The sequence below is a fragment of the Aurantimonas sp. E1-2-R+4 genome, from assembly GCF_036549515.1.
Taxonomy (GTDB): domain Bacteria; phylum Pseudomonadota; class Alphaproteobacteria; order Rhizobiales; family Rhizobiaceae; genus Aurantimonas; species Aurantimonas coralicida_A.
The window spans coordinates 17,143-40,100 of the sequence record NZ_JAZHLK010000036.1 but is presented as its reverse complement, the minus strand read 5'-3'; the positions used below and the strand labels follow the sequence as shown (position 1 = coordinate 40,100).

Sequence of the window (22,958 nt, the reverse complement as noted above, 5' to 3'; positions counted from 1 at the left end):
TCTTTCTTCATGGCGTTGCTCTCCTCAGTGGAATCGGCACCCCGAGCCTAACGGCTCAAGGCGGGCAACGCCGCCCACTTCAGAGTTTCAACAGAGACCGGGACATTCCCCGCAGACGCGGCATGGGCTCTCGGTTGGTTCAATGGAATGACATGGGCGACAATGGCGGTAGCTCTCTTTGGCGCGGGTTTCGTAATCCTGTCCGGTATATTTCAATTGGTGAATGTCGCTCCGATGATTGCAGTTGCGGTTGGTTTGCTAACCGCGACACTTGCGGCCGGCGTAAATTCTTTTGGATGGCACAAACGATACGGGGCGATGTTCACAGCGCGATGGGCGATGGCTGGGTTAGCGCTGCGGATCGACAACGAAATTAATCACTTCTCACAGGAGTACGACCGAGAAAAAAGTAAGGACAGTTCCGGTTGGAATGAAAACTTGCGGGTTCGGGTGGAGAAAGCGACCGCGACCTGGGTGAAGGATGCGGAGACCGTGTTGCAAAACTTCGGGACCGCCTACGGGGCGGCGTTGGAGCCGATCCGGGCCGCCGGACTTTCATCGTCCGGTTGAGACCGGCAAGAGTTCCTGCATTCGGGGTAAGCAGTGGCGCAGTCTGCCGACGGAATGGGACTACGCATTGGTCGGCCGGGACGGCGGGGAGGGACGAGTGACGGGGACGATCCGCATCGAAACGGATGCGCGCGGCGTGGCAACGCTGACGCTGGCGCGGCCGGACAAGCACAATTCAATGAATGCCGCGATGATCGCCGAACTGACACAGGCGGCCGAAGAGCTCGGCGCCGACCCCACCGTGCGCGCCGTCATCCTCACCGGGGAAGGCCGGAGCTTTTCCGCCGGGGCGGACCTTGCCTGGATGAAGGCGCAGTTCGCGGCCAGCCGCGAGGAACGCATTGCCGAGGCGACGGCGCTGGCGCGGATGCTCAAAGCCCTCAACGAGATGCCGAAGCCGCTGATCGGCCGCATCCAGGGCCAGGCCTTCGGCGGTGGGCTCGGGCTGATCGCGGTCTGCGACGTGGCGGTCGCGAGCGATGCGGCGCGCTTTGCCTTTACGGAGGCAAAACTCGGCCTGATCCCGGCGACGATCTCGCCTTACGTGCTGGCCCGGATGGGCGAGGGACGCGCCCGCCGCGTCTTCATGTCGGCGCGGCTGTTCGACGCCGATGAGGCCGTATCGCTCGGCCTTCTCGCCCAAGCGATACCGGCTGACGATCTCGACGCGGCGGTCGCGGCCGAAATCGAACCCTATCTCGCCTGTTCGCCGGCGGCCGTGGCCGCGGCGAAGGCACTCGCCCGCTCGCTTGGCCCGGTCATCGACGAGGCGACCATCGCCGACACCGCCCGGCGCCTCGCCGATATTTGGGAGACGGCCGATGCCCGCGAGGGTGTCGGCGCCTTTTTCGACAAGCGCTTGGCGGCCTTTGTTGCGACCAGAGGCAAGGGCTGAAGTTTCCCGGTGGCGGACGGAATGCTGCGGCGTTCCGCCTCAACTTTCCGGCGAAAGACAGTCTTTGAGCGCGGTCGCGAGGTTGCCGATCAGTTCGAAATAGAGCTCCGGACCATCCTTTAGCGCCGCGCCTTCCGGATCGAGCACGCCCGCCTTCGCCTCGGTGCCCTCGATGACCACATCGACGAGCGCCGGCTCGAATTGCGGCTCGGCGAAGACGCAGGTCGCGCCGACCGCCTTCACCTTGGCCTGAAGTTCGGCGATCCGCCGCGCGCCGGGGGGCGTCTCCGGGCTGACGGTGATCGATCCGGCGGCCGGCATGGCGAAGCGGCGCTCGAAATACTGATAGGCGTCGTGGAAGACGATGAAGGGCCGGCCCTTCACGCCGGCAAGGTCGGCCTCGGTCTTGGCGATCAGCCCGTCCAGCCGTGCCTCGAGCTTGTCGGCGTTGGCCGCGTAGGTCTCGGCATGGGCCGGGTCGGCGGCGATGAGCGCCGCTTCGATCGCGCCCACCATCGCCTTGGCGTTGACCGGGTCGAGCCAGACATGCGTGTCGAAGGTGCCGCCATCGTCTTCGTTCGCGGTCTGGCCGGCGTTTTCGTCCTCATGCGCGTCGGCCTCGAACGGCCCGCCCTCGCGCAGCGACAATTTCTCGACGCCCGGCGCATCGACCAACTTGACGTTTCTTGCGTTCGCTCCGAGCGTTGCGAGCGGCTTGACCAGAAACGCCTCCAGATAGGCGCCGGCCCAGAAGACGACATCGGCGGATTGGAGCGCCGCGGCCTCCGACGGCTTCATCCGATAAGTGTGCGGCGAGCCGGCGCCCTGAACGATCAGCATCGGTTCGCTGACACCCTTCATGACACCGGCGACGAGCGAATGGATCGGCTTGATCGAGGCGACCACGGCGGGGGCGGAGCCCGCGTCGGCTGCCTGGGCGGAAGAAGTCAGGAAAGACAACGCGGCGGCGAGGAGCAACGAGCGGGTCGTCGGCATGCGCAAATCCTTCGGCTTTGAATGACGCGGCGCCCATAGGCACCAAATTGATATGTTATGTCATTACAAGAATGTGCTATAGCGATGCATACATGCCGCCGCAAGCGATGGTCCGGATAGCAAATGACCTCTTCCTCTTCTCTCGTAGACAATGTCCTCGTCGCAATGCGCGGCGTCGGCGTGCGGCGTTCCGGGCGCTGGCTCGTGCGCGGTGTCGACCTGACGCTGCGTCGGGGCGAGATCGTCACGCTGATCGGTCCGAACGGCTCGGGTAAATCGACGACCGCCAAGACCGCGATCGGGATATTGAAGCCCGACGAGGGCACGGTCCGCCGGGCAAACCGGCTGACGGTCGGCTACGTTCCGCAGCAGTTGAGTATCGACTGGACGCTGCCGCTCAGCGTCGAGCGGCTGATGACGTTGACCGTGCGGGCTTCGCGCGCGGCGGTCGCTGAGGCGCTGCACCGCGTCGGCATCGCCCATCTGGCCAAGGCCGAGGTGCATCGTCTGTCCGGCGGCGAGTTCCAGCGGGCGCTGCTCGCCCGCGCGATGATCCGCAAGCCCGATCTTCTTGTCCTCGACGAGCCGGTCCAGGGCGTCGATTTCAGCGGCGAGATCGCGCTTTACGACCTGATCTCCGATATCCGTGATGCCGAAGGCTGCGCGGTGTTGTTGATCTCGCACGATCTGCATGTGGTGATGGCCAAGACCGATACGGTGATCTGTCTCAATGGCCATGTCTGCTGCGAGGGAACGCCGCAATCGGTTGCCAATTCGCCGGCGTATCAGCGCATGTTCGGCCCGCGCGCGGCAGAGACCCTGGCGATCTATTCGCACGATCACGATCACACCCATCTGCCGGATGGGCGGGTGCGTTTCGCCGACGGCACGATCGGTGACGAATGCAGCCCCCCGAAAGGCGATGACGGGCACGATCATGATCACGGTCATGACCATGACGAACATCGTTCCGATCGTCCGAAGGACCGGGAGCCAGCCGATGTTCGATGATTTCTTCGTCCGCGCCATTCTGGCCGGCATCGGCATCGCGCTGGTCGCCGGCCCGCTCGGCTGCTTCGTCGTCTGGCGGCGCATGGCCTATTTCGGCGATACGATGGCCCATTCGGCGCTGCTCGGCGTGGCCCTGTCGACGGCCTTCGAGATCGATCTGATGCTCGGCGTCTTCGCGGTGGCCGCGGTGGTCGCCGTGGCCCTCGTGCTGCTCGAGCGGCGCGGCGCGCTGTCGACCGACGCGTTGCTCGGCATCCTTTCCCATTCGACCCTGGCGCTGGGACTGGTCCTCATCGCCTTCATGACCTGGGTGCGGATCGACCTGATGGGTTTCCTGTTCGGCGACATCCTGGCAGTCTCCCGCATCGACCTTGTCGCGATCTTCGGCGGTGGCATCCTCGTCCTCGCCGGATTGGCGGTGCTTTGGCGTCCGCTGCTCGCCGCCACCGTCAGCACTGAACTCGCCGAAGCCGAAGGGCTTCGGCCGGAACGCTCACGATTTCTTTTCATGCTGCTGATGGCGGTGGTCATCGCCATCGCCATGAAGATCGTCGGCATTCTCCTGATCACCGCGCTGTTGATCATCCCGGCGGCGACCGCCAGGCGCTTCGCTTCGACCCCGGAGATGATGGCGCTCCTCGCTGCGTTCATTGGCGCTGTCGCCTCGACCGGCGGCCTCTTCGCCTCGCTGAATTTCGACACGCCGTCCGGCCCGTCGATCGTCGTCGCCGCACTCGCGCTGTTCCTTGTCAGCCTGCTGCCGATGCCGGCATTTGCCGACCGCCGGGCCGAACCTGCTGAAAAGGCACCGCGATGATTGCCGCGCCGAAACTGACGCGCAACCAGAGCCTCGTCTTCGACGCGCTGAAGGCGGCGGACGAGCCGCTGAGCGCCTATACGATCCTCGACCGACTCCGCGACGACGGATTTCGCGCGCCCCTGCAGGTTTATCGCGCTCTCGATACGCTTCTCGATCGTGGACTCGTCCACCGGCTCGATAGCCTCAAGGCGTTCGTGCCCTGCGCCCATCCCCACGATCATCACGAGAGCGCGACGATCGCCTTCGGCATCTGCGGACGTTGCGCACGGGTTTGGGAGTTTTCCGATGCGGTGGTCGAGAAGCGACTGCGCGGCTGGGCCAAATCCGAGGGATTCTGCCCGCAGCGCACCGCGATCGAAATCAGCGGCCTGTGCGCCGACTGCGTCCGCGCCGGCGCTGCGTGACATCACCATCCGTCTCGGCTTACGCTGCCTTCGCCGCAACTGCCGCCGCGCATCGCCTTGACAGGGTAAGGCATTCTCCCGCAAATCCGCTTCATCATGCGGCCTTACGGACAAGGGAGGAGCCCTTTTCGACGGTTGCCGCCATGTCGGGAGGAATCATGACCATCAGAACGCTCACCGCTGCCGGTCTCGCCGCGCTATTTGCCGGGTGGACCGTTTCAGCGGCCAATGCCGTCGAGTTGAAGCTCGGCTATTCGCTCTCCGAAACCTCGCATTATGGCGTTGGCGCCACGGCGATGGCCGAGGAACTCGAAAAACTCACCGACGGCAAGTTCACCATCAAGCAATTCCCGGCGAATGCCCTCGGCGGCGAGCGCGAGATGGTCGAGGGAGCCCAGCTCGGCACGGTCGACCTCGTCATCACTTCGACCGGTCCGGTCGGCAATTTCGTGCCGGAGACACTGATCACCGACATTCCGTTCCTGTTCCGCGACTACGATCACGCCCATGCCGTGCTCGATGGCCCGATCGGCCAGGCATTGCTGGACAAGTTCCCCGATAACGGCCTGATCACGCTCGCCTGGGGCGAGAACGGCTTTCGCAACTTGACCAATTCCAAGCGGCCGGTGAAGGAGCCCGCCGATGCCGAGGGCCTGAAGATCCGCACTATGGAGAACCAGGTGCATATGGAGGCCTTCTCCGAACTCGGCGTGCTGCCGACGCCGATGGCCTTCCCGGAGCTGTTTACCGCGCTCCAGCAGGGTACCGTCGACGGCCAGGAAAACCCGATCGGGGTGATTCTCTCGGCCAAGTTCGCGGAGGTTCAAAAGTACCTCTCGCTGACCAACCATGTTTATTCGCCGGCTCTGTTTCTGATGTCGCCGACGGTCTGGGACGGCTTGAGCGACGAGGAGAAAGAGGCCTTCCGCGAAGCCGCCAAGGCGGGCGCCGCCGCGATGCGCGAGAAGGTTCGCTCCGACGCCGATTCGGGCGTCGCCACGCTGAAGGAGGCGGGCATGGAGGTGACCGAGGACGTCGACCGCGCCGCCTTCGAGAAAGCGCTGGAGCCGCTGATGGCCAAATACGCCGAGCAGTTCGGCCAGGACAAGCTGGACGCCATCCGCGACACCGGCAAGTGACACACTCGTAAGACGACGACAGGGCCGGGCGGCGACGTCCCGGCCCCTGTCGTCTTCGACACCAGCAACAAGGGCCATCGATGCTGACTGTCCTGCGCGCCATCGATCGCTGGGTCCTGCGCCTGTCGCTATGGACAGCCATGGCGCTTCTCGCGCTCATGTCGGTGATCACCTTCTGGCAGGTTCTGACCCGCTTCGTGCTGGAGCGCCCGTCCACCTGGTCCGAGGTGACGGCCCGCTCGCTGATGATCTGGATGGTCTATCTCGGCCTGGTCGCCTGCCTGCGCTCCGGCGCGCTGATTTCGGTGGACCTTTTGATCGCGCGCGTGCCGCCGTCGGCGCGTAAATTTCTCGCCGTTCTCCTCGCGGGCCTGACGCTCGGCGTTCTCGGAGTCATGGTCTGGTACGGCTGGGCGATGACCGAGCGAACCGCACGGCAGACGATCGCCGGCGTCAGCGATCCGTTCTTCGGCCAGAAGATATCCATTGGCTTCATCTACGCGGCGATTCCGGTCGGAGCGGCGCTGTCGATCGTCGCGACGCTGGCGCGCCTCTTCGAGGAACTGGCAGGCACCCTGGTTCACCGGCAGGGCCCTGCCACCCACGACGTCTGAGGAGCATCGATGTCCAGCTTCATGCTCCTCGCCCTCGTCGGCTTCTTCGCGCTCGGCCTGCCGATCGCGATCGCGATCGCTGCCGCCTCGATCGGCGGCCTGGTCTTTTTCACCAGCCTGCCGCTGCTCGTCGTCGCCCAGCAGCTGATGACCAAGTTGGACTCCTTCCCGCTGATGGCGGTGCCGTTCTTCATCCTTGCCGGCAATCTGATGGAGGCCGCCGGCATCTCCGGCCGCCTCGTCGAATTCGCCAAGACCATGGTCGGCGGGGTGCGGGGCGGGCTTGCCTGCTCCTGCGTCCTGACCTGCATGATTTTCGCGGCGGTTTCGGGATCCTCGGTCGCGACGACCTTCGCGATCGGCGCGATCGTCATTCCGGCCATGACCAAGCACGGCTATCCGACCGGCTTTGCCGCCGCGCTGCAGGCGACGTCGGCCGAACTCGGCGTCATCATCCCGCCGTCTATCCCGCTGATTCTGTACGGCGTCAGCGCCGAGGTCTCGATCGGCGATCTGTTCATCGCCGGCCTCGGACCGGGGTTGCTCATCGGGCTGGCCCTCATCCTTTTCGTCTACGTCTATTGCCGCAAGAACAAATGGGGCGAGCGCGACCACGAGGGCCGCCTGCCGTTCTGGCAATCGCTGAAGGCGGCGTTCCTCGCCCTGCTGATGCCGATCGTCATCATCGGCGGCATCTATGACGGCATCTTCACGCCGACCGAGGCCTCGGTCATTGCGGTGTTCTACGCGTTGTTCATCGGCATGGCGGTCTACCGCACGATCAGCCCGCGCGATCTTCTGCCGGTGCTGCACCGTTCGGTGATCTCCTCGACGATCATCCTGTTCGTGATCGCCGCCGCCGGCCTGTTCTCGTTTCTGATCACCCGCGCCGGCGTGCCGGCCGCGATCGGCGAGTGGCTGGGCAGCGTGATGGAAGACCCGCTCTACTTCTTGCTCGCGGTCAACGCCTTCCTCTTCGTCGCCGGCATGTTCATCGAGACCTCGGCGGCGATCATCGTCCTGGCGCCGATCCTCGCTCCTGTCGCGATCTCCTTCGGCATCGATCCGGTGCATTTCGGCCTGATCATGGTCGTCAACCTCGCGCTCGGCATGATCACGCCGCCCTTCGGGGTCAATCTCTTCGCCGCCTGCCAGGTCGCCGGCATCCCGTTCGAGCAGATCGTCCCACGGCTGTTGCCCTTCGTTCTCGTCATCATCGCCTGCCTGCTAGTGATCAGCTACGTGCCGGCGATCTCCGTCGGGCTGCTGACGCTGCTGTAATGGCGAAGATGCGCTGCGCGTCCACACGCGCCGCAGCGCTCCAGCGCAAATGCCGATCGCTCCGATGAAATCGCAATGATCGCTTGCGGGGCCGGGTCTGCCCCGTTATATACCGCGCCGCAGGACACGGAGTGTAGCGCAGCCTGGTAGCGCACCTCGTTCGGGACGAGGGGGTCGCAGGTTCGAATCCTGCCACTCCGACCAGCAAAACAAGGGTTTCCCGAAAACCCGAATTCTCCCGACGATAACTACGACACCGCCGAGGCCATCGATCTCATCCATGAGGTCTTCCCGCGCTCGACCGTCGAGATCATACCGGCCAGCGGCGTCCCTGTCGGCTGGATGACCGGATGCCGCCGACGCTCGTTGGCAAACTTCGTGATCAGGCAAAGCCGCGACGGGAATTCTCGGCCGAAATCCAGAAACTCGTCGCGGAAGTCGCGGAACATGTCGTCGCCTGTTGCCGGCCATCACCGACGGCAAACCCAACGACATCGATCGTTACGAAGGTTGCTACGGCATCGAGGATACGCTGATGGCGATCCGAGAAGCTCGGATGTCTAGCCTGCGTATCTTCCGGGTAACGGTTGACGAGGACGCCGGCGACGACGTGCCATTCATCTTTGGCCGCGGCGCCTACGCGATCTTCCCCAATCTGTCTCGACTGCCTGTGGCGCTCCCGGCGATCTATCGCCAGATCACGCGTTAAACCATAGAGAGCGGTTGACCAGCGTTCCGCATTCAGGCCAATCGGGACTATGCCGAGGCGGAGCGGATTGCCGAGAGACAATGGACGGCGCCCGCCGCAAACTCCTGCGCCCGGTTTCGCTCTTTTTCGTCGGCCAACCGGTCGCCGAAGTCGAGATAGCAGTCCAGAAGCAGCTCGCAGAGCGGCGCCATCCGATCCGCGGTCACCGCGGGGGCCCGCTGCAACAGCAGCGAGTCGCCGAAGGGCGCTTGGGAAAGATCGTCCGCGCGGTCGCCTGCCTCGCGCGCCAGCTTGTTCAACGATTCAGCGCCATCATCGCCGGCGATCGCGGCCGCGTTCGCGAGTTGATCAGACAGCCGCCGTTCGAGGATGGCGAGGCTCCAATTCTCCTTCCCGGCGGAAGATGCCGCCCTTTGCGCGTGGAACGCCTGCCTTCGTTCGCGCCGCAGCGTCGCGACGTGACCGAGCTCTTCCCTAGCCATCTGCTCCGCCGCCTCTCGCAATGCGTCCGAAGGCGCGAGCGCCGCGACATAGGTCCAGAAAACGAAAGCGCGTTCCTCGTTGCGAACCGCCATCGAGAACGCCCGGTAGGCGCTCAGCAACTCGGGTGCGATAGTTCCCGCTCCCTCGTCGTCGAAAGTCTCGGTCGGTTCCCAGTGGGTCGTCGAGAAATCCGGCGATGTCGCGCCGATCCTCTCGGACCAGTGCATGACGTTTTCAAGATGCTGACTCTCTTCCCCGACGAGTCGATCGAATACGGCGGCGAGTGACGGCTGGTTTTCCCGGCGCATCCGTTCGGCCAATTCCGAATATCCGGCTATCGCCTCGCGCTCCATCGCATAGGCGAGGGAAAGCAAGTCACCCATGGACTGCACGGCAACAAATGGCTCGAACTTTCGATCCGGCAATTGAGGTCCTCCCAGCATGGCCGCCGGCAGCGTCGCATTTCATGCGAGCAAAGCGTTTGCGCTAGATCAATGATGCCCGCCGGCAAGCCGCTACGGTCCATCCCGATCTGATGTCTCGAGCCGCTCCGATGATTCGGCGCCCCATAACACTTCCCTGCAACTCTCCAATCGCCTGAGGGAACCGGTAGGTCCACATTGAACTGCGCCCATCTCCCCATGTTCCGAGGCTTTATCGCCAGAGCCGGGTCGGCTGTCCTTTTGGCGACCGCGGCGCTCGCCATGCTCCTGGCGATTTCGTTTCAGGCGTCCGCCGCAGGGCGGCTCGCGGAATTTCTTCCGAAAGCGAAACCCGCCGAAATTTTCGAAGGCGCTGACCGGTTCGGCGAGCTTCAAAGCGATCCGCCGATTGTGCCCGTCTACCGCGGCGATGAAATCGCTGGATACGTCTATCTCAATTCCGATTTCACCAGCGCCATCGGCTATTCGGGCAAGCCGATCCAAATCCTTGTGGGGATCGACGGGCAGGGCGTGATTCGGGGCTTCAAGCTCGTCGAACACAAGGAGCCGATCGTCTTGATCGGCATCCCAGAGGCCAAGGTCATCGCGTCGCTGAATTCGCTGATCGGCAGGGATATGGGCCGCGTGGCGGCCGGGTCCGAACGCCCCCCGCAGGTCGATATCGTCAGCGGCGCAACGGTCACCGTGCTCGTCATGGGTGACAGCGTCGTGCGATCCGCCGTCCGGCTGATCCGCAGCGGCCGCCTCGGCGGAGCTGCCGCCGAGGCCGGGGTCACAGCAGCCGCAGCGGAGGAGAGGACGCTCGACCTCTCCAAATCCGAGATCCGCGACTGGGAGGCTTTGGTTGGCGATGGGTCGGTGAGAAGCCTTCGCCTCACCGTCGGCGAAGTCTCTGAAGCCTTCGCGCAAGCGGGCCAGAGCCAGGCGGCGGACCGGCCCGAGACGAAAGACCCCGCCGATCGCTTCATCGAACTCCATGTCGCGCCGGTCAGTGTGCCGTCGATCGGCCTCAGCCTCCTCGGGCAGCGTGGTTACGAGCGGCTGCAGAAAAAACTGAAGCCGGACCAGCAGGCGATCGTCGTCGCTGGCGACGGAGCCTATTCCTTCAAGGGCTCGGGCTATGTGCGGGGCGGTATCTTCGATCGGATCGAGTTGCTCCAGAACGGGCAGGGCGTCCGGTTCCGCGACCGCAATCATACGCGGCTGGGCGACCTTGCCGCGAAGGGTGCTCCGAAGCTGCGCGAAATCGCGCTGTTCCTCGTTCCTGATGATTTCAACTTCGACGTTACCGAGCCGTGGGAACTCCAGTTGCTCGTCCAGAGAAGCTTCGGCGCGCGAGAGAAGGCGGTGCTTCCCTTCGAACTGGGCTACACCCTGCCGGACCAGTATGTGACGGTTGTAAAGACGCCGGTTCCGGAACCGAAAGCACAAACGGAAATCTCCGACCCCGTTCAGGCGAAGGCTGGCGAAACCACCGGATTGTCGCCGTTTGCCGACGACGAACCTCTCTGGATCAGGATGTGGCAGATGAATGCGGTGTCGATCGGCATCGTCGCTGTCGCGCTTCTCGTTCTCACGGCGATCTTCTTCTTCCAGGATTGGCTGGTGAGGCGTCCGGTCCTCTACACTTGGGTGCGGCGGGGCTACCTCGTTTTCACCCTGGTTTGGCTCGGCTGGTATGCCAACGCGCAATTGTCGGTGGTCAACGTCTTGACCTTCGCGAACGCGCTGATGACCGATTTCAACTGGGAATTCTTTCTCTCCGCGCCGCTCGTGTTCATCCTGTGGGCGACGCTGGCGGCCGGGCTGCTGTTCTGGGGGCGCGGACCCTTCTGCGGCTGGCTGTGTCCGTTCGGCGCCCTTCAGGAACTCACCAACAATCTGGCGCAGTGGCTGAAAGTGCCGCAGATCAAGGTTCCCTGGGCTCTGCACGAGCGGCTGTGGCCGATCAAATACATCATCTTCCTGGGACTTTTCGGCCTGTCGCTCTATTCGGTAGCGCTGGCGGAGATGTTTGCCGAGGTCGAGCCGTTCAAGACGGCGATCATCCTGAAGTTCGCTCGCGAATGGCCCTTCGTGATCTTCGCGCTGACGCTTCTGGCGGCCGGGCTGTTCATCGAGCGGTTCTATTGCCGCTATCTCTGCCCACTCGGCGCCGCGCTCGCCATTCCCGGCCGCATGCGGATGTTCGAATGGCTGAAGCGCTGGCCCGAATGCGGCTCGCCCTGCCAACGCTGCGCCAACGAATGTCCGGTGCAGTCGATCCATCCCGAGGGCCAGATCAACGTCAATGAATGCATCTACTGCATGCATTGCCAGGAACTCTACCACGACGATCACCGCTGCCCGCACATGATCCAGGTGCGGTTGAAGCGCGAGAAGTTCGCGGCGCTGTCCTCCCCGTCCATGCGAGGGAAAGAGCCCGCCAAACCCGTCATCTCCCACAAGGGAGTGCCCGTCGAACGGCCCGGCAGGGTCGAGACGACGCCGTAGTCAGGCGATCATAGGAGACCGATATGTCGCAAGAAGAAACCAAACATGGATTGAACAGGCGCCAGTTGCTGGGCACCACTGCGGTAGCCGCGGCCGCCGGAGCCAGCGGGGTCGGCGGAGCGCTGACACTCGCCGGGTTGGGAGCAACGCCGGCTGCGGCGCAGGATACGTCGGCCGCGGGCAACACTTACGAGGTGAAGCCGGGAGAACTCGACGAATATTATGTCTTCTTCTCCAGCGGCCAGACTGGCGAGATTCGCATCGTCGGCGCGCCGTCGATGCGTGAGATGATGCGCATTCCGGTGTTCAACCGCTGCAGCGCCACGGGTTGGGGACAGACCAACGAAAGCCGGAAGGTGCTGACCGAGGGCCTGTTGCCCGAGACCAAGGAGTTTCTCAAGGACCGGGGCGACATCTATCTCAACGGCGACCTGCACCATCCGCATCCGTCCTTCACGGACGGCACCTATGACGGCCGTTATCTCTACGCCAACGACAAGGCCAACACGCGCGTCTGCCGCATTCGTCTCGACGTCATGAAATGCGACAAGATCCTCGAGTTGCCGAACCAGCACACGGTACACGGCCTGCGCGTCCAGAAATATCCGAAGACCGGCTATGTCTTCTGCAATGGCGAAGACCGCGTTCCGATCCCGAACGACGGCAAGATACTGGACGACAAGTCGCAGTATCACGCGATCTTCACGGCCGTCGACGGTGAGACGATGCAGGTCGCCTGGCAGGTGAAGGTGGACGGCAATCTCGACAACGTCGATGCCGACTACCAGGGCAAGTATTGCTTCGCCACCTGTTATAATTCGGAAGAGGGCGTCAACCTCGCCGAGATGATGGAGAAGGAACAGGACTGGGCCGTCATCTTCAACATCAAGCGCATCGAAGAAGCCGTCGCCAAAGGGGATTACGAGGAGATAAACGGGGTGCCCGTTGTCGACGGCCGGCACGGCTCCCCCTTCACCCGATACGTTCCGGTTCCCAACAGTCCGCATGGCATGAACACCGCGCCGGATGGCATCCACGTCGTGGCCGCCGGCAAGCTGTCGCCCACGGTGACGGTGTTCGACGTGCGCAAGTTCGACGATCTGTTCGACGACAAGATCGAACCCCGCGACACGGTCGTGGCCGAGCCCGAACTGGGGCTTGGGCCGTTGCACACGGCCTATGACGGTCGCGGCAACGCCTATACGACGCTGTTTATCGACAGCCAGATCTGCAAGTGGAACATCGAAGACGCCAAGCGGGCCTTCCAGGGCGAGGCTGTGGACCCGATCAAGCAGAAGCTCGATGTCCACTATCAGCCGGGCCATAATCACACTTCGATGGGGCAGACCAAGGAAGCCGACGGCAAATGGCTGATCTCGCTGAACAAGTTCTCCAAGGATCGCTACCTGAACGTGGGACCGCTCAAGCCCGAGAACGATCAGCTGATCGACATCTCAGGAGACGAGATGGTCCTCGTGCATGACAATCCGACCTTCGCGGAGCCGCACGACGCCACGCTCGTGCATCGCTCCAAGATCGACCCGGTGCATGTGTGGAGTCGCGACGATCCGTTCTTCGCCGACGCGGTGAGCCAGGCGGAAGCTGACGGCGTTGATCTGATGGGAGATTCCAAGGTCGTCCGCGACGGCAACAAGGTCCGTGTCTACATGACCTCGACTGCTCCCGTATTCGGCCTGGAAAGCTTCACCGTCAAGCAGGGTGAGGAAGTCACCGTCTATATTACCAATATCGATGACGTGGAGGATCTCACTCACGGCTTCGCCATCGTCAACTACGGCATCAACATGGAAGTCGCGCCACAGGCGACCGCATCGGTCACCTTCATGGCGAGCAAGCCGGGCGTCTACTGGTACTATTGCTCCTGGTTCTGCCACGCCATGCACATGGAAATGAAGGGCCGCATGTTCGTTGAGCCGCAGGGCGCCTGAGCCGATGGCACGAACAAGTATAGCGATACTGGGGATGGCGGCCGTTCTGGCTGCCATCCTGGCACTGCCGGCAACGGCGGCGCGGATCGTCGCGCCCGCAGGGAATGCCGATCTTCAAGTCATACTGGATTCGGCGTTGCCGGGAGACGTGATCGCGCTCGAGAGCGGCGAACACAAAGGGCCGGTGACGATCGACCGGGCACTGACGATCGAAGGCGAGACGGGCGCGGTGCTTCGCGGCAATGGCCTCGGCCATGTCATTACGGTCGAAGCGCCCGACGCGGTGGTGCGCGGCCTCGAGATCAGAGGGTCCGGAACCAACCTGGAAACGATGGATGCCGGCGTGTTCGTGACCAAGACCGCGCGGGCGGCGCGCATCGAGGACAATACGATCGTCGGCAATCTCTACGGAATCTTCTTGCACGGGGCCGAGGATTCCGTCGCCAAAGGCAATCGCATCATCGGCATTCGCGTTGGCCGCACCAACGAGATGGGGAACGGCGTCTCGGTTTGGAATGCGCCGGGCGCCAAGGTTATCGGCAACGACATCAGCTTCGGCCGCGACGGGATTTTCACCAATGCCAGCAAGCGCAATGTCTTCAGCGGCAATCGCTTTCGCGATGTCCGCTTTGCCGTCCACTACATGTACACCAACGACAGTATTATCAGCGACAATGTTTCGGTCGGTAACGCCATCGGCTACGCGATCATGTACTCCAACAATCTGACCGTGACCGGCAATGTGTCTGACGGCGATCGCGACAGCGGGCTGCTCATCAACTATGCGAATGGTTCGGAATTCGCCGGCAATGTCATTCGCGGTCGTCCGCAATCGATCGAGCGATGGAAGACGGCCGGCAGGCACGACGCGGCAGACGGCGCGTCGGTGCCGAACGACGCCAAGGCGCCGCGAGTCGCGGGTGCCACGCGCATCGGTCCGGAGAAATGCGTCTTCATCTACAACGCCAACAAGAACAGCTTTCGCGACAATTGGTTCGAGGGTTGCGAGATCGGCGTCCACTTCACCGCCGGTTCCGAGGGCAACACCATGACCGGCAACGCCTTCGTGAGAAACCGCAATCAGATCAAATATGTGGGCACCCGCCATCTCGACTGGTCGACCGAGCGGCGCGGCAATTACTGGAGCGACAACCCGGCCTTCGATCTGAACGGTGACGGCATCGGCGACGGCCCCTACCGGCCAAACGGTCTGGTCGACAGGGTGCTGTGGACGGCGCCCCAGGCCAAGGTTCTCGTCAACAGCCCGGCGGTTCAGGTGATCCGCTGGGCGCAGGCCCAGTTCCCGGCTTTGCTGCCCGGCGGCGTGGTGGACAGTCACCCGCTGATGGCGCCGCCCGAAACGATGCGAACGGAGCGATAATGGCTGAAACGGTTCGTGTTGAGCGGGTGGCCAAATCCTATGGCGGGATCGAGGCCGTCAGCGACGTGTCCTTTACGCTGAACGAAGGCGAGACGGTTGCGCTCGTCGGCCACAATGGTGCCGGCAAGACGACGCTGATCAAGTTGATGCTCGGGCTGATCCGGCCCAGCGCGGGAACGGTGCGCGTGCTCGGCGAGTCGCCCGCCGCCGGGGAGTTCGCGGCGCGCAAGCGGCTTGGCTATCTGCCGGAGAGCGTTTCCTTCAACATGGCTCTGACGGGGCGCGAAACTCTCACCTTTTATGCCAGGCTCAAACGCGCGCCGCGTGCCCTCGTTGCCGACCTGCTCGATCATGTGGGGCTGACCGACGCGGCCGACCGCCGCATCGGCGCCTATTCCAAGGGAATGCGCCAACGTCTCGGCCTGGCGCAAGCGCTGCTAGGCGACCCGAAGGTGCTGCTTCTCGATGAGCCGACGACCGGGCTCGACCCGGCGCTGCGGCGCAGCTTCTACCGCATCGTCGACGAATTGCGGTCACGGGGCGCGACGGTCCTGTTGTCCTCCCACGCCCTCACGGAACTCGAGGGCAAGGCGGACCGGATCATCATCGTTAACCGCGGCATCAAGATCGCGGATGGGACGATCGAGGAGCTGCGCGGCATCGCCCGGCTGCCGACGCGGATCCGTGTCAGGCTCAGGGATGACGATGCCGGCCGGGCGGATGACTGGATGAATCAAACCGGCGGATGGCGAAGGATCAACGGTCATGTGCTGGAGATCGACGCCTCGCCGGAAGACAAGATCATGCTGCTGCGCAAGGCGTCCGCGAGCGACGCGCCGGTAACCGACCTGGATGTGATCCCGCCAACGCTCGACGAGCTTTATGCGCATTTCCTGGGTGCGCAGGAGGTTGTCAAATGAGGAACGTTCTCATTGTTGCCGGCAAGGAAATTCAGGAGGGCATGCGCAACCGTTGGGTGCTCGCCACGACGCTGCTGCTTGCTGCGCTGGCGCTGACGCTGACCTTTCTCGGCAGCGCGCCCACCGGCGATGTCGGCGCCGGGGCGCTCGACGTGGTGATCGTGAGTTTGTCCAGCCTGACCATCTTTCTGGTGCCGCTGATCGCCCTCCTGATTTCGCACGATGCCGTCGTCGGCGAGATGGAGCGCGGCACCATGCTTCTGCTGCTCAGCTATCCGATTGGCCGCTGGCAGGTGATCCTCGGAAAATTCGTCGGGCATCTGGCGATCCTGGCATTCGCCACTCTGCTCGGCTACGGGGCGGCGGCAGCCGCGCTCGCGGCAACGGGCGCCGCGATCGACGCAGAGAGCTGGTCGGCTTTCCTCTCCATGATCCTGTCCTCGATCATGCTCGGCGCGGTGTTCATCGCCATCGGCTATCTGGTGAGCGCGCTGGTTGGTGAACGTGGCACCGCCGGCGGAATCGCGGTCGGCGTCTGGCTCTTGTTCGTGCTTATCTATGACATGGCGCTGCTCGGCATTCTGGTCGTCGATCAGGGGCGGACGATCACGGCTGACCTTTTGAATATTCTCCTGCTACTCAATCCGACCGATGCCTATCGGTTGCTGAATCTCGGTTCGGGAAGCGCCGGGGCGCTCTCCGGCATGGGGGGCATTGCCGAAAATGTCGCGTTGAGTCCGGCCATGCTGACTGGCGCGCTCGCTTTGTGGGCGCTCGTGCCACTAACGGCGGCGGTGCTGGTGTTTTCGAGAAAAGAATTATGAGGACCGCGGCTCTCGCCGGACTCGTGGCTTTCGTCCTGACCCTCGCGGGTTGCGGCGGCGAGGGTCAGACAGAGGTGCCGGCGCCCTTCGCGCTGACGGATAGCGCCATCGGCCGCTATTGCGGGATGAACGTTCTGGAACATCCGGGACCGAAAGGTCAGATCATTCTGGCGAAGGCGCCGGAACCGATCTGGTTCTCCTCGGCGCGCGATACCGTGGCCTTCACCCTGCTGCCCGAGGAATCCAAGAACATCGCGGCGATCTACGTCTCGGATATGGCCGTCGCCGAGACCTGGGACGCGCCTGGAGCGGAGAACTGGGTCGACGCCAGACAGGCGTTCTTCGTGATCGGCAGTTCAATGAGCGGCGGGATGGGCGCGCCGGAGACGGTACCCTTTTCGACGGAAGTCGCGGCGCGACGCTTTGTCGAGGACAATGGTGGCGAGATCGTCGAATTCGCCGATATTCCCCCCGATTATGTGCTCGGAAGCGCGCCGAACGCAATGGAATCCAACAAGTAATCGCCTTGGGCCCCTTCGGGCCGCCAAACCGTTAGGACGGTCTCATGGCTGAACACCTCAATCGCCGACGCGTCATCGCCATAATGGGCGCCGCCGCCGGCCTGGGTCTCATCCCGTTCGGACGCGAGAGCATGGCCGACGCCCATGCCGTCACCTGGCGTGGACAGGCGCTGGGGGCGCCGGCGTCGCTCACCCTGCATCATCATGATCGGGCCGAGGCCGAGCGATTGATTGACGGAGCCGTGGCCGAAGTCCGACGCCTGGAGCGCGTTTTCAGCCTTTATCGGGACGATTCCGCGCTGGTCGAATTGAACCGGACGGGCGCTCTCGTCGCGCCGCCCGCGGATATGGTGACGCTGCTGGAAGCAAGCCGCGTTTTCCGGGATATCAGCGAAGGCGCGTTCGATCCGACCGTTCAGCCCCTGTGGATACTGTATGGCGAACATTTCGCGGCGCCTGGGGCCGACCCGTCCGGTCCGTCCGAGGAGCGGTTGCGGGAGGTGTCGACTCTCGTTGGGCTCGACGGCGTCAGGTTCAGTCGCGACCGGATCGCCTTCGCCCAGCATGGGATGGCGCTCACCTTCAACGGCATCGCGCAAGGGTACATCACCGATAAGGTGGTCGAATTGCTGCGAAGCGGCGGTATCACGAAAAGCCTTGTGGACATGGGCGAAATTCGCGCGCTCGGCACGCGCCCGGACGGTTCCCCCTGGCGCGTCGGTGTCGCGGCCTTGCAGGATGCGAGGGAACCTGAGGCGGTCCTCGAGATCGTCGACAAGGCGGTGGCGACCTCGAGCGGGGGAGGATTTCACTTCGATGGGGCAGGGCGGTTCAACCATCTGCTTGACCCGCACGACGGCCGACCGGCCCGGCTCTATCGGAGCGTGACGGTGGTCGCGCCGAAGGCCACCGAAGCCGATGCCCTCTCGACCGCCTTCAGCCTGATGGAGCGGACGTCGATCGAACGCGTTCTAAAGACCCGTCCCGAGTTGGAGGTCCATTTGACCGCGCGTTCAGGTGATCGTCTGCGCCTTCATGGGAACGCATGAACTGTTCGTGAGGAGCGCGGCTTCGTTGGTAGCTGGCGCCGGGGTGAGATGGGCCTCAGCGGCGTCGCCGTCTTTCATCCGGTTCAATGGGTCCACTCCGCGCCGGATTGTCCGAACAGGAAGCCGTTGGCGAAGCGCCGTTCCGGTGCCAGGGCCGCGAGTTCGGCAAGCGCTTCGTCCGGGGCCATCCAGCCGTCGGCCGCTGCCCGAAACAGACGCGCGACCTCGACCATGTCGCCGGTATGGGGCGAAAGCCGCAGCGCGCCAACGCCGGCTTCGGCCAGCGGCAGCCGCCCGAACGCCCAGACCTCGATGTCGACGCCATATCCTGCCCCAGTAGCCGCCAGCGTCGCCACGGACGCAAAGGTAAGTTCGGGCGGCAGGCAGAACGATGTTGCCTCGCGCCGGGCAAGAAAGCCCAGCGTACCGTTGTTGTAGACATTGACCAACGGGCCCATCGTGAAGGGCGTGCCCGGTGCGAGATGGCGCAACGCCGTGGGATCATTGACCTCGACCGGCAGCTCGGACTCGGCCAATTCAGCCAACATCCTCCCACTGAGTTGCCGCCGCGACCTTCGGCCGTGATTCCCCATTATCGGCGCTTGCAGAGGGGGCCATGGAGGTCGCCAAGGCGCCCTCTGCTTAAAAACTGGGCGTGTAAACAATAAATGCAGATCGATTGACATTGAATGGCGCACTGATACGCTTCTCGCTCAAATACCGGCCCTGACCGCCGGACGGCATTCGAGCCCCGCGCGCCAAGATCGACTGATCGACCCTGGCGCGCGGGGTTTTTTGTTTGAGGCTTGTGGTGAAGCAGCGCATCGAAATCGGCATCTTGTACTCACGCTCGGGCAATTACCGCCTGTTGTCGGAGGCATGTCGTGACGGTGCGATGCACGGTATCGCTACCGTCAACGCCGATCCGGCGTCCGGCGTGGAATTCGTTCCGGTGGGGCGTGATCCCGAAGGACAGATCGATCGCTACGCGCCGCTGTGCGAGGACATCCTGCGGACTACGACGGTGCGCCACGTCGTCGGCTGCATCACGTCCTGGAGCCGCAAGGAGGTGATTCCGGTTCTGGAAAAGACCGGCGGGACGTTGTGGTACGCTTGCCCCTACGAGGGCTTCGAGTCGAACGAACATGTCGTCTACATGAACGCCTGCCCGAACCAGCATCTGGTTCCGCTACTCGGCTATATCGTGCCGCGCTTCGGCCGTAACGCGTTCCTCGTCGGCTCGAACTACATCTGGGGGTGGGAAACCAACCGGGTGGCGCGCGACCTCGTCGGCGATGCCGGCGGCCAAATCCTCGGCGAACGCTACCTGCCGCTTGGCGATGTCGACGTCGGCCGGCTGATCGACGAAATCCGGGCCACCCGCCCCAGTTTCATTCTCAATCACCTGATCGGGCCGTCCTCCTACGCGTTCTTTGCGGCTTATGAACAACTGACGCGGGACGATCCATGGTTTTCCGCTGAGACCTGCCCGATCCTGTCCTGCAACCTGACCGAGATCGAACTGCCGGCGATCGGCGACGCCGCACAAGGGCACATCGCCGTCGGCCCGTTCTTCGATGACGGGACAACCCGGTGGCCGCAGGGAACGGCGAGTTCGGAACAGCCCGTTCAGCCCCGTCCGTCCTCCTTCTTCGTTTCGGCCTTCAGTTCGGTCATCGTTCTGGCCGACATGCTGTCGGTCGGCGAAAACGAAGGCAATCTCGATTTTGCCGGCCGGACCTTCGCGACGCCGTTCGGACCCATCGCGATCGATCCGCAGACGCAGCATGCCAGCCTGCCGGTCAAGATCGGTCGCGTCGCCGGTCAGGCTTTCGAGATGGTTGAAGAGGTCGCTGAGCGGATCGATCCCGATCCCTATTTGTCGCGCTACGACCCGCTCGCCACCTTCGGCCGCCCGAACCTGCGGGCCGTTTCATGACGCGCCGCAATCGCATCCCCAATCTCGGTGGCGCTACGGCCTACATCCTGCATCGCCCGCATGGCGCGACTGCCGCTCTAGTCCGTCAGTTGACCGCCATCGGCCTGTCGCCGGTCGAGTGCTGGCCGGATCTCCCGCCCGAAGCGCTCGGTGCCGATTTCGTGTTCTTCGACGCGGATATGGGCTTCGACGCGCAATTCGCCTGGGCGCCTGGCGAGGCCCCCATGCCGATGATCGCGCTGATCGGCTCGGAAGCGCCGGGCCGGATCGAATGGGCTCTGTCGCACGGCGCCGACTCCCATTTGGTGAAGCCGGTTGGCAATTCCGGCATCTACAGCGCGTTGCTGATCGCCCGCCAGGGCTTCGAGGCGCGCCGCAGTCTGGCCGACGAGGTGAGGGGCCTCCGGGCACGGGTGGCCGAACGCCAAACCATCGTCCGGGCCGTGGTCGCGCTGGCGGCCGATGGCGTCGGCGAGGATCGAGCCTATGCGCAATTGCGGGTCTTGGCGATGAACTGGCAGACGACCATCGAGGAAGCGGCGCGGAAATTCCTTTTGCTGGGACAGGACCGGGAACCGGGGGAGCGCGATGAGCGATCAACTGGTTTCTGAACCGCTGCGGCCGGATGCCGTTCCAAGGCTGAGGCGCAAGGGCATCCTAGCGCAACTCCTCGCCCGACCACTCGCGGTTGTTGGACTGGCGATCATCGTCGTGACCGTTGCGGGCGCGCTGCTCGCGCCCTGGCTCACTCCCTACGATCCGAACGACCAGCTCTTCGATGGTCTGACGCTGGAAGGTGCTCCGATGGCGCCAGGCGGCGCCTTCGCGCTCGGCAGCGACCTTTTAGGGCGCGATCTTCTGACGCGCATTCTCTACGGCGCGCGCACCTCGCTCATCATCGGCATCGCCGCCAACGGCGTCGCGCTGCTGATCGGCACGCTGGTCGGCGTCACTGCCGGGTTCTTTCGGGGATGGACCGGGACGATCCTCATGCGCTTCACCGACCTGATGATGGCGTTTCCGGCTCTGCTGCTGGCGATCTGCCTTGCCGCGGTGCTGTCGCCGAGCCTTTGGATCGTCGCGCTGGTGATCGCGCTGGTCAATTGGGTGCAGACCGCCCGTGTCGTCTACACCGAGACGAGTTCGCTGGCCCAGCGCGAATTCATCGAGGCTGAACGCGCGATCGGTGCCGGCACGCTACGCATCCTCTTTCGCCACATCCTGCCGCATCTCCTGCCGACGATCATCGTCTGGGGAACGCTCGGCATCTCGACGACCGTCCTGCTGGAAGCGACGCTCTCCTATCTCGGGGTCGGCGTGCAGCCGCCGACGCCCTCCTGGGGCAACATCATCTTCGAGAACCAGACCTACTTCCAGGCCGCGCCCTGGCTGGTGTTCTTTCCCGGCGCGGCGATTCTGACGCTGGCGCTGGCCTTCAACCTCGTCGGCGACGCGATGCGCGACATCCTCGACCCGACCCAGCGCGGGAGACTGTCGTGATCGCCTATCTCGCCCGGCGCCTCTTCCAATCCATCCTGATTCTCCTCGGCGTCTCGCTGATTACCTTCGCGCTCTTGTATCTGCTGCCGGCCGACCCCGTGCGCCAGATCGCCGGGCGCAGCGCGACGCCGCAGACGGTGGAAAACATCCGCCGCGAACTGGGCCTCGACCAGCCGTTCCTCGTCCAGTATGGCCGCTATCTCCTAGGCCTCGTCCAGGGCGATCTCGGCCGGTCCTATCTGCAGCGCTCGGAGGTGACCACGCTGGTCATGGCGCGGCTGCCGGCGACCCTGCTGCTGATGGCTGGCGCGATCGCCTGCGAGCTCGCATTCGGCTTGACCATGGGCCTTATCGCCGCGGTCAAACGCGGCACGGCGACCGATCAGGCACTGATGGTCGGGTCCTTCATCGGGGTCTCCGCGCCGCAATTCGTCGTCGGTCTCCTACTCCTTTACGTCTTCGCAGTGCGGCTCGACTGGTTCCCGATCGGCGGCTACGGCACGTTTTCGCATCTCGTCCTGCCGTCCGTCACGCTCGGCATTCTCGGAGCCGGCTGGTACTCGCGGATGATGCGTTCGTCGATGATCGACGTCCTGCGCCAAGACTATATCCGCACCGCACGCGCCAAGGGTCTGGCGCGTTCCACGGTGCTGTTCCGGCATGCGCTGCCGAATGCGATCCTCCCGGTGATCGCCATGATCGGCATCGACATCGGCCTGTTCATGAGCGGCATCGTCGTCGTCGAAGGCGTCTTCGGCTGGCCGGGCATCGGTCAACTCGCCTGGCAGGCGATCCAGCGCGTCGACATTCCGATCATCATGGGCGTGACGCTGGTGTCTGCCTGCGCCATCGTCCTCGGGAACCTCCTCGCCGACATCGTCACGCCGTTCATCGATCCACGTATCAAGCTGCGCTGACCCGCGCCCNGCTGGTGTCTGCCTGCGCCATCGTCCTCGGGAACCTCCTCGCCGACATCGTCACGCCGTTCATCGATCCACGTATCAAGCTGCGCTGACC

24 protein-coding genes and 1 tRNA gene are annotated in these 22,958 nt (G+C 63.8%); 21 read left to right on the top strand and 4 right to left on the bottom strand.

All coding sequences use genetic code 11. The annotated features are described in order from the left end of the window. Positions 1-162 precede the first annotated feature (162 nt). A complete protein-coding gene (locus VQ045_RS15760; RefSeq protein ID WP_331830775.1) occupies positions 163-570 on the top strand; it encodes a hypothetical protein in 408 nt (135 codons plus the stop codon). Positions 571-667: 97 nt separating this feature from the next. Further along, the gene (locus VQ045_RS15755) at positions 668-1,465 is read left to right on the top strand and encodes a crotonase/enoyl-CoA hydratase family protein (protein ID WP_331830774.1); all 798 of its coding nucleotides are present in this window, start codon (positions 668-670) and stop codon (positions 1,463-1,465) included. A 39-nt stretch (positions 1,466-1,504) separates the two neighbouring features. Here VQ045_RS15755 and VQ045_RS15750 read toward each other — a convergent pair whose 3' ends face one another. After that, a complete protein-coding gene (locus tag VQ045_RS15750) occupies positions 1,505-2,461 on the bottom strand; it encodes a zinc ABC transporter substrate-binding protein (RefSeq protein WP_331830773.1) in 957 nt (318 codons plus the stop codon). 123 nt (positions 2,462-2,584) lie between these two features. Here VQ045_RS15750 and VQ045_RS15745 point away from each other — a divergent pair, with 123 nt between their 5' ends. The 7 genes from VQ045_RS15745 to VQ045_RS15715 all read left to right on the top strand — a co-directional run bounded on the left by VQ045_RS15745 (position 2,585) and on the right by VQ045_RS15715 (position 7,934). Further along, positions 2,585-3,472, top strand: coding sequence for a metal ABC transporter ATP-binding protein (locus VQ045_RS15745; RefSeq protein ID WP_331830772.1), 888 nt, complete (start codon positions 2,585-2,587; stop codon positions 3,470-3,472). After that, positions 3,462-4,289 (top strand): metal ABC transporter permease, encoded by an 828-nt coding sequence (locus tag VQ045_RS15740; RefSeq protein ID WP_331830771.1) that lies wholly within the window; start codon positions 3,462-3,464, stop codon positions 4,287-4,289. Before VQ045_RS15745 ends, VQ045_RS15740 begins: the two co-directional genes overlap by 11 nt. After that, a complete protein-coding gene (locus VQ045_RS15735; RefSeq protein WP_331830770.1) occupies positions 4,286-4,696 on the top strand; it encodes a Fur family transcriptional regulator in 411 nt (136 codons plus the stop codon). The genes VQ045_RS15740 and VQ045_RS15735 overlap by 4 nt, the downstream gene beginning before the upstream one ends. A gap of 158 nt (positions 4,697-4,854) precedes the next feature. After that, entirely contained in the window at positions 4,855-5,835 is a 981-nt protein-coding gene (locus VQ045_RS15730; RefSeq protein WP_331830769.1) for a TRAP transporter substrate-binding protein, read from the top strand. Between the two features lie 80 nt (positions 5,836-5,915). Further along, positions 5,916-6,449 (top strand): TRAP transporter small permease, encoded by a 534-nt coding sequence (locus VQ045_RS15725; protein WP_331830768.1) that lies wholly within the window; start codon positions 5,916-5,918, stop codon positions 6,447-6,449. 9 nt (positions 6,450-6,458) lie between these two features. Further along, positions 6,459-7,730 (top strand): TRAP transporter large permease, encoded by a 1,272-nt coding sequence (locus VQ045_RS15720; RefSeq protein WP_331830767.1) that lies wholly within the window; start codon positions 6,459-6,461, stop codon positions 7,728-7,730. 127 nt (positions 7,731-7,857) lie between these two features. Further along, positions 7,858-7,934: transfer RNA gene (locus tag VQ045_RS15715), tRNA-Pro, on the top strand. Positions 7,935-7,978: 44 nt separating this feature from the next. Here the strand turns inward: VQ045_RS15715 and VQ045_RS15710 are convergent. After that, entirely contained in the window at positions 7,979-8,179 is a 201-nt protein-coding gene (locus VQ045_RS15710) for a hypothetical protein (protein ID WP_331830766.1), read from the bottom strand. An 11-nt stretch (positions 8,180-8,190) separates the two neighbouring features. On the opposite strand from VQ045_RS15710, the gene VQ045_RS15705 reads away from it, so the two are divergent. Beyond that, positions 8,191-8,439, top strand: coding sequence for a hypothetical protein (locus VQ045_RS15705; protein ID WP_327623112.1), 249 nt, complete (start codon positions 8,191-8,193; stop codon positions 8,437-8,439). A gap of 47 nt (positions 8,440-8,486) precedes the next feature. Here VQ045_RS15705 and VQ045_RS15700 read toward each other — a convergent pair whose 3' ends face one another. Continuing rightward, positions 8,487-9,347 carry a ferritin-like domain-containing protein gene (locus tag VQ045_RS15700; protein ID WP_331830765.1) on the bottom strand — a complete coding sequence of 287 codons (861 nt, stop codon included), beginning with the start codon at positions 9,345-9,347 and terminating at the stop codon, positions 8,487-8,489. A gap of 216 nt (positions 9,348-9,563) precedes the next feature. Between VQ045_RS15700 and VQ045_RS15695 the strand changes: the two genes are divergently transcribed. The 7 genes from VQ045_RS15695 to VQ045_RS15665 are packed head-to-tail and all read left to right on the top strand — an operon-like array spanning position 9,564 to position 18,502. Beyond that, on the top strand, positions 9,564-11,858 hold the full coding sequence (locus VQ045_RS15695) for a 4Fe-4S binding protein (protein WP_331827748.1): 2,295 nt from the start codon (positions 9,564-9,566) through the stop codon (positions 11,856-11,858). A 23-nt stretch (positions 11,859-11,881) separates the two neighbouring features. After that, the gene (gene nosZ, locus VQ045_RS15690; RefSeq protein WP_331830764.1) at positions 11,882-13,807 is read left to right on the top strand and encodes a TAT-dependent nitrous-oxide reductase; all 1,926 of its coding nucleotides are present in this window, start codon (positions 11,882-11,884) and stop codon (positions 13,805-13,807) included. 4 nt (positions 13,808-13,811) lie between these two features. Further along, entirely contained in the window at positions 13,812-15,188 is a 1,377-nt protein-coding gene (locus VQ045_RS15685; protein ID WP_331830763.1) for a nitrous oxide reductase family maturation protein NosD, read from the top strand. Beyond that, positions 15,188-16,108, top strand: a complete 921-nt coding sequence (locus VQ045_RS15680) for an ABC transporter ATP-binding protein (protein ID WP_331830762.1) — start codon at positions 15,188-15,190, stop codon at positions 16,106-16,108. Before VQ045_RS15685 ends, VQ045_RS15680 begins: the two co-directional genes overlap by 1 nt. Next, a complete protein-coding gene (locus VQ045_RS15675; RefSeq protein WP_331830761.1) occupies positions 16,105-16,932 on the top strand; it encodes an ABC transporter permease subunit in 828 nt (275 codons plus the stop codon). Before VQ045_RS15680 ends, VQ045_RS15675 begins: the two co-directional genes overlap by 4 nt. Continuing rightward, entirely contained in the window at positions 16,929-17,453 is a 525-nt protein-coding gene (locus VQ045_RS15670) for a nitrous oxide reductase accessory protein NosL (protein WP_331830760.1), read from the top strand. Before VQ045_RS15675 ends, VQ045_RS15670 begins: the two co-directional genes overlap by 4 nt. 44 nt (positions 17,454-17,497) lie before the next feature. Beyond that, positions 17,498-18,502, top strand: coding sequence for an FAD:protein FMN transferase (locus tag VQ045_RS15665; protein WP_331830759.1), 1,005 nt, complete (start codon positions 17,498-17,500; stop codon positions 18,500-18,502). 83 nt (positions 18,503-18,585) lie between these two features. Here VQ045_RS15665 and VQ045_RS15660 read toward each other — a convergent pair whose 3' ends face one another. Then, positions 18,586-19,038, bottom strand: a complete 453-nt coding sequence (locus tag VQ045_RS15660; protein ID WP_331830758.1) for a U32 family peptidase — start codon at positions 19,036-19,038, stop codon at positions 18,586-18,588. A gap of 275 nt (positions 19,039-19,313) precedes the next feature. On the opposite strand from VQ045_RS15660, the gene VQ045_RS15655 reads away from it, so the two are divergent. The 4 genes from VQ045_RS15655 to VQ045_RS15640 are packed head-to-tail and all read left to right on the top strand — an operon-like array spanning position 19,314 to position 22,858. Then, on the top strand, positions 19,314-20,441 hold the full coding sequence (locus VQ045_RS15655; protein ID WP_331830757.1) for a transporter substrate-binding protein: 1,128 nt from the start codon (positions 19,314-19,316) through the stop codon (positions 20,439-20,441). Beyond that, the gene (locus tag VQ045_RS15650) at positions 20,438-21,052 is read left to right on the top strand and encodes an ANTAR domain-containing response regulator (RefSeq protein WP_331830756.1); all 615 of its coding nucleotides are present in this window, start codon (positions 20,438-20,440) and stop codon (positions 21,050-21,052) included. Before VQ045_RS15655 ends, VQ045_RS15650 begins: the two co-directional genes overlap by 4 nt. Beyond that, positions 21,030-21,941 carry an ABC transporter permease gene (locus VQ045_RS15645; RefSeq protein WP_327623124.1) on the top strand — a complete coding sequence of 304 codons (912 nt, stop codon included), beginning with the start codon at positions 21,030-21,032 and terminating at the stop codon, positions 21,939-21,941. The genes VQ045_RS15650 and VQ045_RS15645 overlap by 23 nt, the downstream gene beginning before the upstream one ends. Further along, entirely contained in the window at positions 21,938-22,858 is a 921-nt protein-coding gene (locus tag VQ045_RS15640) for an ABC transporter permease (RefSeq protein ID WP_331830755.1), read from the top strand. Before VQ045_RS15645 ends, VQ045_RS15640 begins: the two co-directional genes overlap by 4 nt. Positions 22,859-22,958 lie beyond the last annotated feature (100 nt).